We start from the raw sequence: 15236 nt of genomic DNA, 5'->3' as shown, positions 1-15236 counted from the left end.
TAAGTCTCAAGTGAAACTTCAGTAAATGGGGGTTGAAGCAGGGGTTTAGGGTTGCTCGTGTGACTGGAGGGGAACAAAATGGGTTGCGTTACGCACGGTAATTACATCCGATGTCATTTCACAAAACTGTTCGAGTCGGTTCGTTGGGGAAGACGATGCTCGTCTTGTAACAGGAAATGAAAGGTATTCGGCTTGTGGAAACATGCGTGAAAACCACTGCCGCCGAACCCTCGGCGCCAGTGCGCCCGATAACCTCCGGCGTGCTCATCATTGAGAGTATGCCTGCTCGACTGCGCCCGCGCGTGGAAGAGCTCATGGTCACGTGCCTGCCCAGCGCGTCGACGTGGGAGATCCCGGGCGATGATCCCCTCACGGCTCAGTGGTGTACCCGCTGGTACAAGGACTGGCCGGGCCAGGATCTCGCGGCTCTTGCCGCAGGTGCAGGCAGCGAGTTTGACGCCGTGCCGCCGGGCATTGGCTGCCGCCAGGTACTCACGGGTACTCAAGCGGAGCTGCACGCGCTGGAGACGGCGGTGCGCGATCTCGCGCAGCGCTACTGCTTCTCGGTCCGCGTGTCGATGTAGTCGGCGACCTCGCCCACGGTCTCAAAGGCCGCGGCGGTGCCCTCATCGAAGCGGACCTTGAAGCGCTCTTCCGCGCGCACCGTCAGCTCAATCAGGTTGAGCGACGTAATCCCCACATCTTCCAGCCGGTCTTCACGCGCCGGTTCCTCCACCCCCGCGACCTGGGTGATGAGCCGCGCGAGCTCCCCATACGTATCCATCGCGGCGGGCTTATCCTCGTGTTCTTCTCTTCCCAGCGCTGCGCGCAGCTGCGCGGCAAAGTCTTGTCCATCGGCCATGCGTACCAGTGTAAGTGAGCGACTAGACTAGACGTGTTATGTCCACCCCATCCCGCCGCCGTGTGCGCACCGCCACCCAGGTTTGGCGCCGCCGCCACACTCACGACCGCCACCCCGGCCTCACACAGCCGTACTCCCACGACATGTCCGATGGCATCGCCTGGTATACCTCGGGCCCCGAGCCTTCCGATGCCCCCGTCACCGTTATCTTCGTTCACGGTTACGGTCTCGCGGCGGAGAGCTTCTACGACCAGGTTGACTTCCTGCGCGCGTCGTATCCGCGCGTGCGTGCGGTGCTGCTCGACCTTCGCGGGCACGGCAGCTCGGACCGCGTCCCGGCCGAGGACTGCACCGTCGACGACGCCGCGGATGACGTCGCTGCCATCCTTACCGCCCAGGCACCCACCGGGCCGCTCATTATCGTGGGCCATTCGCTCGGAGGCATGGTCGTCGAAAACCTCATTCGCCGCCTGCCTGTTGAGGACTACGAGCGCATCGCCGGGGTGCTTCTTATTTCCACGTCCATGCGTCCCTTCGCAGAGACTGGCGTCGCGGCGCTTCTCCAGACCCACGCCGCGGAAGCCCTCTACGACGCCGCCCAGCGCCTACCCAACAAGGTCAACCGCGCCCGCCAGCGCATCGCGCGCATCATCGCGCCCATCTTCGCCGCCGGCGTGACCGGTTATCCCCGCATGGAACGCCTCGAATTCCACGTCGACATGCTGCTCGACACCCCGCTCGATTCCTTTGTAGGTTTCTTCGACGACCTCGTCGACCACTCCGAGCTCGCCGCCGCGGACCGCCTCGCCGGCCTGCCCGGCATCGTCCTCGTCGGCTCCATGGATATCGTCACCCCGCGCTCCCAGTCCGAGCTCATCTGCTCCCACTGGCCCGAGGCCGAGCTCCGCGTCGTCGACGGCTCCGGCCACATGGTCATCCTCGAAGAACCCGAGGCCGTCTCCCAAGCGCTCGCCGAGCTTATCGAGCCGGTCCTCGCTCAACGCTGACATACGCACCGCGTATGCCGAAAGCCCGCCAGCAGAACTGCTGACGGGCTTTTCATGAGCGCGGCGTGGAATTACTCCTCGTCGGTGCTCGTGGAGTAGGTCTTCGTCGGATCATCCAGGTGGAGGTCCTTCGCAGCCTGCTCGGCGACGGAGCGGTCGATCGTGCCGTCCTGGGCCAGGCCCGAGAGCACGGCCACTACGATGGATTCGGTATCCGAGTTGAAGAAGCGGCGAGCCGCCTCACGTGTATCGGAGAAGCCAAAGCCGTCGGTACCCAGCGCGATATAGGTGCCCGGGACGTACGGACGGATCATTTCCTGCAGGTCCGTGGTGAAGTCAGAGACACCCACGAACGGGCCGTCGAAGCCCTCGAGCTGCTGCGTGGCGAACGCCTTCTCCGGCTCCTGGCCCTTCTGCAGAGCAGCCTTGGCCTTGGCGGCGCCATCGCGGGCCAGCTCGACCCACGAGGTCACGGAGAACAGCGAGGCCTTAACGTCGTAGTTCTCCGCCAGGATCTCCTGTGCGCGCAGCGCCTGGTGGACACCCACGCCAGAAGCCAGGATGTTGGCCGGAATCGAACCCTTCTCCGGGGTGGAGTAGTGGTAGATACCGCGATGGAGACCCTCGACGTCGAGGTTCTCCGGCTCGGCCGGCTGGTGGACCGGCTCGTTGTACACGGTGAGGTAGTACATGATGGCCTCGTCGTTGTCGCCGTACATGCGGTCAATACCGCGGTGGACGAGGTGCGCAATCTCGTACGCGAACGCCGGGTCGTAGGAGACGACCGCCGGGTTCGTGGACGCGAGCACCGGGGAGTGGCCGTCCATGTGCTGCAGGCCCTCGCCCGTGAGCGTGGTGCGGCCAGCCGTGGCGCCGATGATGAAGCCGCGGGCCATCTGGTCCGCCGCCGCCCAGAATGCGTCGCCGGTGCGCTGGAAACCGAACATCGAGTAGAAGATGTAGAGCGGGATCATGGCCTCGCCCTGCGTCGCATACGACGTCGCCGCCGCGGTAAACGACGCGGTGGCGCCGGCCTCGGTCAGACCCTCGGCGAGAATCTGGCCCGTCTCGGACTCACGGTAGGAGAGCATGAGGTCGTGGTCGACCGGCACGTAGTTCTGGCCCTTGGGGTTCCAGATCTTCAGCGTCGGGAACCAGGAATCCAGGCCGAAGGTACGGGCCTCGTCTGGCATCATCGGGACAATGCGCTTGCCAATCTCCTTGTCGCGCATGATCTCCTTGAAGGTACGCACCAGAGCCATGGTCGTGGCGACCTTCTGCTTGCCCGAGCCCTTGCGCACGGAACGCAGCTTGTCGATGTCCTGCACGTGCAGACGCTCGAAGTCCGCGCGGCGCTCCGGCAGGAAGCCGCCCAGCTCTTTACGACGCTCGAGCATGTACTTGATCTCCGGTGCATCCATGCCCGGGTGGAAGTACGGCGGGTTGTACGGATCGGCCTCGAGGACCTCATCCGGAATCGGGATACCCTGCTTGTCGCGGAAGAGCTTGAGGTCCTCCAGCGTGAGCTTCTTCATCTGGTGGGTGGCGTTGCGGCCCTCGAAGTTGTGGCCCAGGCCGTAGCCCTTAATCGTGTGGGCCAGGATGACGGTCGGCTTGCCGGTGCCGCGGTTCTCCAGCGCCTTGGAGTAGGCGGCGTAGATCTTGCGGTAGTCGTGGCCGCCGCGGCGCAGCGCCCAGATTTCCTCATCCGACATGTCCTCGACCAACTTGAGCGTGCGCTCGTCGCGGCCGAAGAAGTGCTCACGCACGTACGCACCGTCATTCGCCTTGAACGTCTGGTAGTCACCGTCCGGCGTGGTGTTCATGATGTTGATGAGCGCGCCGTCTTTATCGGCCTCAATGAGCTTGTCCCACTCGCGGCCCCAGATGATCTTGATGACGTCCCAGCCTGCGCCGGTGAAGAAGGACTCGAGCTCCTGGATGATCTGCGTGTTGCCACGCACCGGGCCGTCGAGACGCTGCAGGTTGCAGTTGATGACGAAGGTGAGGTTGTCTAGGCCGTAGAGCGGCGCCATCTGCAGCAGACCGCGAGACTCCGGCTCGTCCATCTCGCCGTCGCCCAGGAATGCCCACACGTGCTGGTCTGAGGTGTCCTTGATGCCGCGCTGCTCCAGGTACTTGTTGAAGCGTGCCTGGTAAATCGCGTTAATCGGGCCGAGACCCATGGACACGGTCGGGAACTCCCAGAACCACGGCAAGCCGCGCGGGTGCGGGTAGGAGGGAAGGCCCTCGCCCTCGCCGCGGGAGTGCTCCTGGCGGAAGCCGTCCAAGTCATGCTCGGACAGGCGGCCCTCCATGAAGGCGCGCGCGTACATGCCCGGGGAGGCGTGGCCCTGGAAGAAAACCTGGTCGCCGCCGGACGGATCGTCCTTGCCCTTGAAGAAGTGGTTGAAGCCGACCTCGTAGAGCGGAGCTGCGCCTGCGTACGTGGAGATGTGGCCGCCCACGCCAACGCCCGGGCGCTGCGCGCGGTGCACCATAATGGCCGCGTTCCAGCGGATCCAACGGCGGTAGCGCTTCTCCAGTTCCTCATCACCAGGGAACTCGGGCTCGAGGGTGGTGGGGATGGTGTTCACGAAGTCAGTGGAGGTCAGCGACGGCATGGGCACGCGCTTCGCAGACGCACGCTCCAGCAGGCGCAGCATGAGGTAGCGCGCGCGTTCCGGGGTGTTGTCCTCCAGCAGACCGTCGAGAGAATCCATCCACTCACGAGTTTCTTCCGGGTCAGTGTCGTGCATGTACGACGCGACGCCGTCGCGGATGAGCGGGAAGTTAGAGTCGCTGCCGAGCGATTCCAATTCTGCCATGGTGCATTCCTCCAAATGGTGGGCTTTTAAAACAGTACGTTCCAGAATACGCGTAAACGACCCCGGAGCTTTGCTAAGGATAAGTGAAGAATCTCTCGTGTTAAATCCTGCAGCTTAATCCCGGTCGTCCTGTGAATATTGCTAACTTTGTGGCCTTTACCTTTGCGGCCCCGCTTTCCGATGCCCCCTCGCCCCACCGTGTCCTGCCCACCGCAACCACCGAAAGTGGCGTGGACAACGAGAATTTTCCCTAATAATGCGTTAAAGTGCCCAGATATGACCACTCAATTGGAGGATTACGCACGCAAGTTAGGCATCGAAGAGGGGCAGGTCGCCCTGGAACTGGGTTGGGACGAAGACTGCGACCCTGCCATCTCCGAAGCCATTGAAGATGTCTTGGGTGACGATTTCCTCGATGAAGAAACTGATGAATTGTGTGACGTCGTTGTCATCTGGTGGCGCGAGGAGGACGGCGACTTGGTCGACGGCCTCGTCGATGCACTGCGCCCCCTCGCCGACCACGGCACCATTTGGCTTTTGACCCCGGGTGCTGGCCTGTCTGGCACCATCGCCCCTGGCGTGATTGCCGAGTCCGCGCAGCTCGCCGGCCTCGTCCAGACCAAGGCGGAGCGTCTCGGCGACTGGCAAGGCTCCTGCCTCGTCGGCCGCGGCTACACCAAGAAATAACCCCCATTTTGTCCGGCGTCGCGCGTCCTATACACTTTCTTGAGTGTTGTGACGCGCTCCGCGCGGCCGGCATTCACGCGGCGTTAGCTCAGCTGGGAGAGCAACTGGTTTACACCCAGTAGGTCGGGGGTTCGAGCCCCTCATGCCGCACCACTCTGAAGTCTCGCGAAATCGTTCCTATCGATGTCGCGAGATTTTAATTATTTTTCGGGGGTTCATGGGTTAAGGGACAATGTCCCTTAAGCCTCATTTGGTGGGTCCTGACCCAGTAAGTTTGGGTGGTATTTCTTTGATTCGTCGAGTTTGTGTTTGTCCCATATTTCTCCGGTGTGAGGGTCTACTGCTGTGATGTTGTTGTTGATGCATACGAGGTTGATGTCGGCTGTTGCGTGTTTTCGTCCGACGTAGAGTTTGCGCAGTTGCCCTTTCCATCTGAGGGTTACTTTGCCTCATCTCACCCATGACGCCGGTGGGCTCAATGACCCAATCGGGAAACACGACCGTGGAATAGTGCCCGTCGACATCTAAGATTTCGTCCGCATCCCCTTCTATTCCTTAGCCCCGTACCCAGGTCACGCAAAGCTTTGTTTTGCATCACGGTGCGCCGTTAAAGCCCCATCCAAAGGAGAATCGGGCTCTCCAACCTCTGAATACTCAAACCCGTTGACTACCACGACTACTGCTCTAGCGGCCTTCATCTACGGATTCCTCTCCGTGTTGATGTACATCACCAAAGCAGAGTTTGGCCCCAAACGCCTCAAACCATCTTCAGTTGCTTTACTACTGGGCTGGAGAACCTGCAGCCAGATAGCGGAGATTTCCGACGAACTTCGAACACGGGAAAAGCTGCCAGGCCTATTCTGCCTTTTCTCTTTTTCTGGCTTGTCTGCGCTCACGCCTTTGGGCACGCTTTGCTTTGCGGATATCGACGACCCAACGCGGAACAAAAGGCCACGGAAGTGGAACCCCAACCGCGCCCGTAAATCCAATGACTCCGACAACGAAAGCTGCCACGAGCGGAACCTTCAGCACCGTGTAGACAAACTCGGGAGGGTTGGCACTTGCGACCAACCCCATGGCGCCGCCAACGCCCATAATGAGCGAGCAGTAAGGATAAATGAAAAGGACCCCATCACTTTCTGCGCCTACAAAGTCGACGTCGTCGTACCACTTTTCCGATCTGGGTTGCCTCCGCACGCACCGGATGTAGTAGGTCCAGTAGAGCACCATGACAAGCACTAACCCGGCGCATACAAGCAGCACAGTAACATCGCCGTTCATAGAATAGGCCTCCCGTGGCTGTCGGTTGCGGTATGTATAAACGCTACCAGCGCCTGCAGGGGTGCGGCGTAGGACGAAAACAACATGTGGATGCGGGCAAGCGCCCGAACCACGGACGCGGACTTGACCTTTTGGAAGCAGATCCCGCCACAGGAAATAATAACGATCAAGGCAAATGCCTAGGAACAAAACTCGGGGCACTTCAGTTCCTTCTTTTTCGAGGTGCCAGCGGATGGTGTGGGCGCCGTTGTCTTGGCCGGTGTCGGTGAGTTCCTGGCGCAGTTCGAGGATGCGTTTAACGATCTGTGTCGGGGTTGCTCGGGGGTTGGTGTGCGGGCGTTTGGATTGGGGTTCTAGGGCTTGTAGGCCGCCGTGGCGGTAGCGCTTAGGAGGGTGCGGATCCATCGGGTGCTTACGCCGAAGAGTTCGGCTGCGTCGGTGTGTTTCATGCCGGTCATAAGGATGGTCTCGACGATGACGCAGTTGGAGGTTTGTTGCTTTCCCATGTGCTGATTGTGGCTGGAAATGGGCGGATCGATGTCTCGCTACATCGCCGGGGGCTTCAGTTGGACTCATTTGTGCAGGCCGGCTTAGTTTGGGTGGAACAGCGGAACGGTGTTGTCGGACATCAGGGGCGTGGGTGGGCGGATCGATGTCGCGAGACATAGCGGATCGATGTCACGGAACCAGACACCTCATGCCGCACCACAAGAAACCCCGTTCTGGCTCCCAGAACGGGGTTTCGTGTATGAGCCGCACACTTCCTTGAACTTAATCCGGTCCGCCGTCGCGAAAGCCGTCCTTAGGTTCAATCAACTGACGTGGCGAGGGCGTCCCAGAGTCTGGCTAGAAGCGCTCGCGCCCGCGCTTGTTGAACTTCTCGTAGTAGTCCGGCTTCGCGTCGCCGTAGCGCGTGCGGGAACGGCGCGACGCGGGCGCAGCGGGGGTGGTCGCGGGTGTTGCGGTCTCGGCAGGCGCTGCAGCTGTTTGAGCAGATTCCGCAGACTCAGAGGACTCAGCCGGTTCTGGCGAAGGCTCCGGCGCGGAACCCGCGGCCTCGGCGTCGGTCGTCGCGGCGGCAGCCATGGCGGCTTCTTCTTCGCGCAGGCGGCGGCGTTCACGCAGCTCGGCGTAGACGAAGTAGATAAGGCCTAGCGGAGCCATGATGCCGAAGGCGATCCACTGGAAGCCGTAGGACAGGTGCGAGCCGCGGTCGAGTTGGGGGACCGGAATGGGGTTGAGCACGCCGGGCTGGTCGTCGTGGGAAATTTGGACGTAGTCCGTGCCCAGCGTGAGGTTCTCAAGCTTGCCCACCTGGCCGGGGTTGATGGAGTAGACCTGCGTGTAGCCCTGGTCCTCGATGGGGGCGGAGGTGTGGACGCGCTCGGCGGTGCGCAGCATCGCGGTGAGCGTGACCTCGCCGGTGGGTACCGGCTCGATGGTCGGCACAGCGTTGCCCTCGCCGGCGGCGACCCAGCCGCGGTCGACGAGCATGGTGAGTCCGTCGTTCGTTTCGAAGGGCACGAGCGACTGATACGTGGGGCCGGACTCGACGGGGCGCAGACGCAGGAGGACTTCCTTGTCCGCGAGGTAGCGACCCTGCAGCGTGACGCGGGTCCATTCCTTGTTGGCGATTTCGCCGGTGGACGTCACCGCATCAATGAGCGGGACGGGATCGGACTCGTAGGCGGCCTCGATCTCGTGATTGCGCTCGACGATGTCGTGGTCCTTGCCCAGCTGCCACGGCGCGAGCGTGGTGAATGCGAAGTAGGAAAAGACCACGACGAAGAGCGTGAGCAGAACCCACTGGGGCTTGAGAAACGTCTTCAACACAGTTGGGAAGTCTACGCGTTCTCGCGAATCCAATCGAGTAGCCCGGGAACCGCCGCTTCGATGTTCTTGCGGGTCGTCGTGAAGTCGTCCTCCGTCCCGTAATACGGGTCAGCGACATCGGGGCCAGACGCATTCGGGTCGAAGGAGCGCATGAGGACGACGCGCTCCGGATCAACGCCGCGCTTGAGGAGTTCCTCGCGGTGGCCGGAGTCCATGGCGATAAAGAGGTCGGCGTCCATGTGTTCTTCGCCCAGCTGGGCGGCGCGGTGGGCGGCGCCGTCGTGGCCAGCGCGGCGCAGTTCGGCGATGGCGCGCTCGTCCGCGCCCTGGCCCACGTGCCAGCCGCCGAGGCCGCACGAAGAGGTACGGGCGGCGAGATCGAGCATGTCGTTTTCCATGGCGTCGCGGACAATGACCTCGGCCATGGGGGAGCGGCAGATATTGCCGGTGCAAACAAAGACGAGGTGCAGGCGCTTATCCGGCTCGCCGGAGTCGACATGAGGTGTGGTCATGGCGTCTAGGATAGTGGGCCAGAGCCTGAAACGAGAAAGCGAGATTATGACTACTGTTGGCGACATTCGCGCGGTGATGGATGCGGCCTACCCGCCGCACCTGGCGGAGAAGTGGGATGCGGTGGGGCTTATCTGCGGCGACCCCGCGGCCGAGGTGAAGAAAGTAGCCTTCGCGCTCGACTGCACGCAGGCCGTCGCCGAGCGTGCCGTGGCGATCGGCGCCGACATGCTCATCGTCCATCATCCTCTGCTGCTGCGCGGCGTGACAAGCGTTGCTGCCGATACCCCTAAGGGCAAGGTCGTCCACACCCTCCTCGCCGGAGGGGTTGCCCTTTTCGCCGCGCATACCAACGCGGACAAGGCCCGCCCGGGTGTGAACGATCGCCTCGCCGAGCTCGTGGGCATAAAGCCTGGCCGTCCCATCGTGCCGGTCGACCCTGAGGTCATCGACCACTGGGGACTCCACGTCCCGGCCAAGGATGCCGAGACCGTCAAGGCCGCCGTCTTCGCCGCGGGCGCTGGCGCCATCGGCAATTACCACGAGTGCTCCTTCGAATTTGCGGGCCAGGGCCAATTCAAGCCGGTGGAGGGAGCCAACCCGACGGAAGGGGACATCGGAAAGCTTGAGCGCGTCGACGAACTGCGCGTGGAATTTGTCGCGCCCTCCTCGAAGCGCGGTGCCATTGAACAGGCGATCTTTGAGGCGCATCCGTACGAGGTGCCGGCTTTCGAGATCGTCGAGACAGTCGGCCGTAAGGACCTGGACACGGCGCTGGGGCTGGGGCGCATCGGCAAGCTTGAGCGGCCTATGCGTCTGCGGGAATTTACGCAGCAGGTGGCCAATGCTCTGCCGGAGACGGTGTGGGGCGTGCGCGCGGCCGGCGACCCGGACCGGACGGTGGAGACCGTCGCGGTGAGCTCCGGCTCGGGCGATAGCTTCCTGGAGGCGGCGGCGAAGCTCGGCGCGGATGTGTACGTGACCTCGGATCTGCGCCACCATCCGGTGGATGAGACCTTGCGCGCACACGATATCGCGGTGATCGATGCCGCACATTGGGCGAGCGAATTTCCGTGGACCGGGCAGGCGCGCGATATTGTGGTGGAGGCAACCGGCGTCAGCGCCGAGATTATCGAGTTGCGCACCGACCCATGGACGATCAGCGCACACAAGGAGAACTGAACTATGAAACTGCGCGTAGAACTGCACGAGGTACTGCTCGAGTTGGCGAACCTTCAGCGCTCCCAGGGCGTGGCTGTAGATGAACAGCTGCCTGAGGAGAAGGAAGTCGCCAAGCAGGAACAGAAGCTCGCCCGCCTGCGCAACGCCGCGGGTTCGGCCCAGATGGCTGTGGACGATATGGAGGCGGAGATTCTGCGCATCCAGTCTGACGAGCGCAAGCTGCGTCGCCGCGAGCGCGACGACAAGGCGCAGCTCACCGCGGAGCTCGACCCGGAAAAGCGCCGTGACCTGGAGCACGACCGCTACACCGCGAAGTCTCGCATTGCGGATCTCATGAGCGAGCTGCAGGAAGCCCACAACGAGATTCACGCGCTGCGCAACAACGTGGACGTCCACGGCGCCCAGATTTCCGAGGCCGAGCGTCAGCTTGAGGCCGCCCGCCGCGAAGCTCAGGCTGCCCGCGATGCCCTCGAGGCCCAGCCGGATCCCACGGTGCGCATCTCTGAGCTGCGCGACCTGCTGCCCACGGACGTGCTCGAGGAATACGACCGCCTCCGCGTCGAAAACGGCGTGGGCGCCGCGAAGTTCAAGAACCGCGCGTGCGGATCCTGCTACATCGAGCTCCCGCCGGCCGCCGTGGGCTCCATCCGCGGCGCCGCTCCAGAAGAGCTGCCCGAGTGCCCGGACTGCGGCGCGCTCCTCGTTCGCTAACTATTTTTTAAAGGCTGGTCAATGAAGGTCGTCATGTACACGGACGGCGGCTCGCGCGGCAACCCCGGCGTCGCCGGCTCCGGCACCGTCGTCTACGCCGCGGACGGAGTCACCGTCCTGCGTGAAATCGCCTACGTCGTGGGCAAGGGTTCTACCAATAACGTCGCCGAGTACCACGGACTCCTGCGTGGCCTCGAGGCCGCCCGCGACCTAGGTGCCACCGAGGTGGAGACCTACATGGACTCCAAGCTCGTCGTCGAGCAGATTTCCGGGCGCTGGAAAATCAAGCACCCGGACATGCAAAAGCTCGCGCTCGAGGCCCGCCGGATCATCTCTGGCTTCCAGTCTTTTTCCATTACCTGGGTCCCGCGTGCGAAGAACAAGGTGGCCGACGCCCTGTCCAACGACGCCATGGACGCCTGTGCTGCCGGGCACCCCGTCGGCATTGTCCAGCGTGCCGATGCCCCCGCTACCGAGACTCCGTCTCCCGCCCCCGCGCCGGCCTCTGACTCGGAGACCCCTATTCCTGCCTCCAACCTGTCCTGGCTCGGGGAGCGCGGACCCGTCACGCGCCTCATCCTCCTGCGGCACGGTGCCACCGCCATGAGCGAGGCCCACCAGTACGCCGGGCGCACCGACGCTGAGCTGTCCTCCGCGGGCCGCGCCCAAGCCGAGGCCGCCGCCCGCGCCGCCTCCCGCTGGAGCATAGATGCCATCGTCTCGAGCCCTTTGCAACGCTGCCGCGACACCGCGCAGGCTGTCGGCTCCGCTGTGAACCTGCCCGTGCTCACCGCCGACAACCTGCGCGAGATGGACTTTGGTGCCTGGGAAGGCCACACCTTCGACGAAGCCCACCAGCGCGACCCCGAACTACACTCCGAGTGGCTCGAGGACACGTCCATCGCCCCGCCGGGCGGCGAGTCCCAGCAGGCGCTGCACCGCCGCGTGCTCAAAGCCCGCCGCGCCCTCGTCGATGAGTACCCCGGAAAGACCGTCCTCGTGGTAAGCCACGTGGGCCCCATCAAGGATCTCCTGCGCCAGGCCCTCGGCACCGGCGCCGCGACCGTAAACCACATCTTCCTCGACCTGGCCTCCGTCTCCGTTGTCGAGTTCTGGGATTCAGGCTCGCTCGTCCGCTCGATTAACGATGTCTCGCACCTGGGGCTAAACTAGAAAGTCGCGAATGAGCCGACCGGACGAACGCGACGCGCCGAACTACCGCTTTGACAGCGGCCAGCGGACGCCGAGGAAAGTCTGGACTCCACAGAGCACGGTGGTTGCTAACAGCAACCCGGGGCGACCCGCGGGCAAGTGCAACAGAAAGTAGACCGCCGGGGACATCGTTTGCGATGTCCCCGGTAAGGGTGAAACGGTGCGGTAAGAGCGCACCAGTACCGTCAGCGATGGCGGTAGCTGGGTAAACCCCACTGGGAGCAAGGCATCACGGCTCGCCACTGGCGGGCCTGCTCAGGTGATTGAGGGCTGCTCGCCCAAGCCTGAAGGTAGCTGCTTGAACCAACTGGCAACGGTTGGTCTAGATGGATGTTCGTCGCGCCACCCACACGGGCGGCGTACAGAATCCGGCTTATAGGTCGACTCATTCGCCCTTTTTAACGGCTAGGCTGGCTCACTATGAAGCTGTATGCCGCCCCGCTCGATTTCCAACCCGTCGCCGAGGAATTCGGCATCGAGCGTGCCTTCCCGCCCGCTGTCGAGGAGGAAGCCCGCAACGCGCGCGACCGCTTCGCTGATATCCGTCGCGACGCGCGCGACACCCCGCTGGTGACCATCGACCCGGCCGGCTCCATGGATTTGGACCAGGCCGTCCACATCGAGGCCACCGCCACCGGCTACACCGTCCACTACGCCATCGCTGATGTTATGGCGTTCATTGCGCCGGGCTCGCCGCTGGAAGTCGAGGGCTTCAAGCGCGGCCAAACCATCTACCTGCCGGACGAACCCGCACGCCTGCATCCCGCAGCCTTGTCTGAGGACGCCGCCAGCTTGCTTCCCGATGCACCCCGCCCCGCCGTCCTCTGGACCTTCCAGCTTGACTCTGCCGGCGAGGTGTCCTCCTTCGACGTCGAGCGCGCCCTCGTCCAATCCCGCGCCCGACTTGATTACGAGGCCGTCCACGCCGATCTCGTGGCAGGCCACCTGCATTCCTCCATCGCGCTCCTGCCCGAGGTCGGCGCCCTGCGCCAGGCTTCGAGCCTGCGCCGCTCCGCCATCAACCTGCGCGTGCCTTCCCAATCCGTCGAGGAGACCACCACCGAGTCCGGCGAGACTGTCTTCGAATTGCTCGCCGAGCCGCGCTACGAGGTGATGGACTTCAACTCGGAGATCTCCCTTCTTACCGGCATGTGCGCGGGCCAGCTCATGGCCTCCCACGGCGTCGGGCTCTTGCGCACCTTGCCGGCTGCTTCGCCTGAGTCCGAGGCTTCCTTTCGCTCCGAAGTCGCCGCACTCGGTTTCGACCTTACGGACCAGTCGATTTCGGAATTTTTGCTCAGTGTCGATCCCGATACCCCGCGTGGCATGGCCGCGATGCGTGAAGCCCAGTACCTCCTCCGCGGCGCCGGCTACCAGTGGCTCACCCCTGACGAGGAGCCTGAGGTCCACGCCGGTATCGGCGGCTACTATGCCCACGTCACCGCGCCGCTGCGCCGTCTCGCGGACCGCTTCGCCACCGAGGTCTGCCTCGCCCTGTCTGCCGGCGAGCCTGTGCCCGAGTGGGTCTCCTCCCGCGCAGATGATCTCCTGGAAACAATGAAGCGCACGAACACCGTCGCCTCCCAAGTCGACCGCGCCTGTCTCAAGCTCACCGAGGCCACCGTCCTCGCCCCGTGGGTGGGCACCAACTTCGATTCGATCATCCTCGACTCGGATCCCGAGAAGTCCAAGGCCCGCGCGTTCGTCACCACGCCGCCCATCGTCGCCGACGTCATCGGTGCGCCCGAATCCGGCGCCGAAACCGCCATCTCTCTCGTGCGCGCCAATCCCGCCGCGCGCTCTGTTGCCTTCGCCTGGCCTGCGGATTAGCTTTCCTGGCATTCGTGGCAGGGGCGATTGTTAGCCTGTCGGTCCATCCACCCATTGAGTAGGAAGGACCGGATTGATGATGGACTATCCAGTATCTGAGGCCAGCCTCGTGAAGGCATGCACTGCACTCTACGGTGATGACAGCAAAGTCGATGAGTATCGGCAGACCGTCCGCGGCGCGTTCAACCAGCTTGTCGCCACCGGCATGAATGAGACCGTGGCCCGCGAAGTCGTCCAAGCCCAGTACATCGACGAGGTCGTCGAAGGCGAACGCCAGCGCCGCGCCCATGAGGACCGTCTGGCCACCATCACGCCCATCCCAGTGCCCGACGACCCCGATGAGTACGACGCCATCCTTGAACAGGGCATGCGGGAAATGAACGGCGACGGCGAGTGTGAAACCGAGGAAGAATTCCAGATTCGCTATAAGAATTTCTTCTAATCATCCGCGCCAGCGTGCAACAGCGTGGGACGAACGACTTGTTCGTCCCACGCTTCTTTTTATCCGCTCAACCTTCCGCCAGCGCAAAGTGAATTTTTGGTTTCCAACGCGACAAATCATCGAGTTTCAGGCATGCTTGGTGGGCAGAGGGGGACGCCTTTCGGGCCCCAGCCGACGGCGTTGAACTCCTTGAACTCCCCAACGTTTATTTGTTGATCGAAGTTTTAAGGAAAATACATGTTAAGACCACTGCATAATGTGGCGTGCCTTGGCATAGTTGCAGCCTTTCTCACAGGCTGCACCGTCAGCGACGCCGAGCCACAGCCTGCCGTCGGAACTGCCGTCGGAACTGCCGCCGCCGCAAGCCCCGCGGCGCCTGCACCAGACACCGCTGACGACGAAGCACGAGAGGACCAAGCGTCAATTGATTTGGGCGGCTGGTCGATGCCTGAACCGGGACCTTTTGATTTGGCAACCTATCAAGCAGATCCTTTCGAGCCGTGTAAGGAAATCCCAGATGAAGTGTTGCAGCGACTGGGATACCGAACTCAAGAAATAACCGTCTCGGATCTGCTGCCATACCCCTGTGTTTTGGTTCCACTTCAGCGAGATCTGCATGGCGGTAATTTGTTCATGACTTCTGAAGATTTTCCGGTTGACGATCTTCCGAGCCGCGGCGTAGCGATACTTGATGACACTGTAAGTGGAGTACCTGCTGCAAAGATAGGTCAGAATTCTGACTCATCAAAGGATCGAGGTTGTCTTGTAGCGCTGGAAACGGAGCGCGGTACGGTCGCTATTCATTATCGGAACTTGTCAGTGGGGTTGCCCGCAAATCGTGGACACGTAGT

General features: G+C 62.8%; 14 protein-coding genes, 1 tRNA gene, 1 other RNA gene and 1 pseudogene. 11 read left to right on the top strand and 6 right to left on the bottom strand.

The features are described 5' to 3' along the window. The first annotated feature begins 206 nt into the window (after positions 1 to 206). Entirely contained in the window at positions 207 to 584 is a 378-nt protein-coding gene (locus HMPREF2559_RS02495) for a hypothetical protein (RefSeq protein WP_066488431.1), read from the top strand. Here HMPREF2559_RS02495 and HMPREF2559_RS02490 read toward each other — a convergent pair. Continuing rightward, positions 554 to 862, bottom strand: coding sequence for an acyl carrier protein (locus HMPREF2559_RS02490; protein WP_070539443.1), 309 nt, complete (start codon positions 860 to 862; stop codon positions 554 to 556). The genes HMPREF2559_RS02495 and HMPREF2559_RS02490 overlap by 31 nt on opposite strands. A 38-nt stretch (positions 863 to 900) precedes the next feature. Between HMPREF2559_RS02490 and HMPREF2559_RS02485 the strand changes: the two genes are divergently transcribed. Next, positions 901 to 1869 carry an alpha/beta fold hydrolase gene (locus HMPREF2559_RS02485; protein ID WP_066510289.1) on the top strand — a complete coding sequence of 323 codons (969 nt, stop codon included), beginning with the start codon at positions 901 to 903 and terminating at the stop codon, positions 1867 to 1869. Between the two features lie 71 nt (positions 1870 to 1940). Here the strand turns inward: HMPREF2559_RS02485 and aceE are convergent, their stop codons facing one another. After that, positions 1941 to 4697, bottom strand: coding sequence for a pyruvate dehydrogenase (acetyl-transferring), homodimeric type (gene aceE, locus HMPREF2559_RS02480; RefSeq protein ID WP_070539441.1), 2757 nt, complete (start codon positions 4695 to 4697; stop codon positions 1941 to 1943). Positions 4698 to 4973: 276 nt separating this feature from the next. Here aceE and HMPREF2559_RS02475 point away from each other — a divergent pair, with 276 nt between their 5' ends. Further along, positions 4974 to 5384, top strand: a complete 411-nt coding sequence (locus HMPREF2559_RS02475) for a DUF3052 domain-containing protein (protein WP_066488459.1) — start codon at positions 4974 to 4976, stop codon at positions 5382 to 5384. 77 nt (positions 5385 to 5461) lie between these two features. Beyond that, positions 5462 to 5537 (top strand) — tRNA-Val (locus HMPREF2559_RS02470). 702 nt (positions 5538 to 6239) lie between these two features. On the opposite strand, the gene HMPREF2559_RS02465 is transcribed toward HMPREF2559_RS02470, so the two are convergent. From HMPREF2559_RS02465 to HMPREF2559_RS02455, 4 genes and pseudogenes are all read right to left on the bottom strand, one after another. Then, positions 6240 to 6665: a hypothetical protein gene (locus HMPREF2559_RS02465; protein WP_070539439.1), complete on the bottom strand. Its 426-nt coding sequence runs from the start codon at positions 6663 to 6665 to the stop codon at positions 6240 to 6242. A gap of 204 nt (positions 6666 to 6869) precedes the next feature. After that, positions 6870 to 7171 (bottom strand): annotated as a pseudogene (locus tag HMPREF2559_RS13215) (helix-turn-helix domain-containing protein); the annotation flags it as partial. A 340-nt stretch (positions 7172 to 7511) separates the two neighbouring features. Continuing rightward, on the bottom strand, positions 7512 to 8498 hold the full coding sequence (locus HMPREF2559_RS02460; RefSeq protein WP_068801943.1) for an SURF1 family cytochrome oxidase biogenesis protein: 987 nt from the start codon (positions 8496 to 8498) through the stop codon (positions 7512 to 7514). A gap of 11 nt (positions 8499 to 8509) precedes the next feature. Next, entirely contained in the window at positions 8510 to 9010 is a 501-nt protein-coding gene (locus HMPREF2559_RS02455) for a low molecular weight protein-tyrosine-phosphatase (protein ID WP_066488471.1), read from the bottom strand. A gap of 46 nt (positions 9011 to 9056) precedes the next feature. On the opposite strand from HMPREF2559_RS02455, the gene HMPREF2559_RS02450 reads away from it, so the two are divergent. The 7 genes from HMPREF2559_RS02450 to HMPREF2559_RS12665 form a co-directional block, all read left to right on the top strand. Beyond that, the gene (locus HMPREF2559_RS02450; RefSeq protein ID WP_070539436.1) at positions 9057 to 10190 is read left to right on the top strand and encodes a Nif3-like dinuclear metal center hexameric protein; all 1134 of its coding nucleotides are present in this window, start codon (positions 9057 to 9059) and stop codon (positions 10188 to 10190) included. Between the two features lie 3 nt (positions 10191 to 10193). Further along, complete coding sequence (locus HMPREF2559_RS02445) at positions 10194 to 10901, top strand: zinc ribbon domain-containing protein (RefSeq protein ID WP_068802216.1); 708 nt, start codon at positions 10194 to 10196, stop codon at positions 10899 to 10901. 21 nt (positions 10902 to 10922) lie between these two features. Further along, positions 10923 to 12074, top strand: a complete 1152-nt coding sequence (locus tag HMPREF2559_RS02440; protein WP_070539434.1) for a bifunctional RNase H/acid phosphatase — start codon at positions 10923 to 10925, stop codon at positions 12072 to 12074. Between the two features lie 11 nt (positions 12075 to 12085). Continuing rightward, positions 12086 to 12505: RNase P RNA component class A (gene rnpB / locus HMPREF2559_RS02435), an RNA gene on the top strand. Between the two features lie 28 nt (positions 12506 to 12533). Then, positions 12534 to 13943 carry a ribonuclease catalytic domain-containing protein gene (locus HMPREF2559_RS02430; protein ID WP_070539432.1) on the top strand — a complete coding sequence of 470 codons (1410 nt, stop codon included), beginning with the start codon at positions 12534 to 12536 and terminating at the stop codon, positions 13941 to 13943. Positions 13944 to 14019: 76 nt separating this feature from the next. Next, positions 14020 to 14385 carry a hypothetical protein gene (locus tag HMPREF2559_RS02425; protein ID WP_066488496.1) on the top strand — a complete coding sequence of 122 codons (366 nt, stop codon included), beginning with the start codon at positions 14020 to 14022 and terminating at the stop codon, positions 14383 to 14385. 237 nt (positions 14386 to 14622) lie between these two features. Beyond that, a partial coding sequence (locus tag HMPREF2559_RS12665; RefSeq protein WP_148138762.1) for a DUF3558 domain-containing protein occupies positions 14623 to 15236 on the top strand: 614 nt, incomplete at its 3' end.

It is taken from the genome of Corynebacterium sp. HMSC072G08, from assembly GCF_001809185.1.
Classification (GTDB): Bacteria; Actinomycetota; Actinomycetes; order Mycobacteriales; family Mycobacteriaceae; genus Corynebacterium; species Corynebacterium phoceense.
This window is presented reverse-complemented; position numbering and strand designations above follow the sequence as displayed.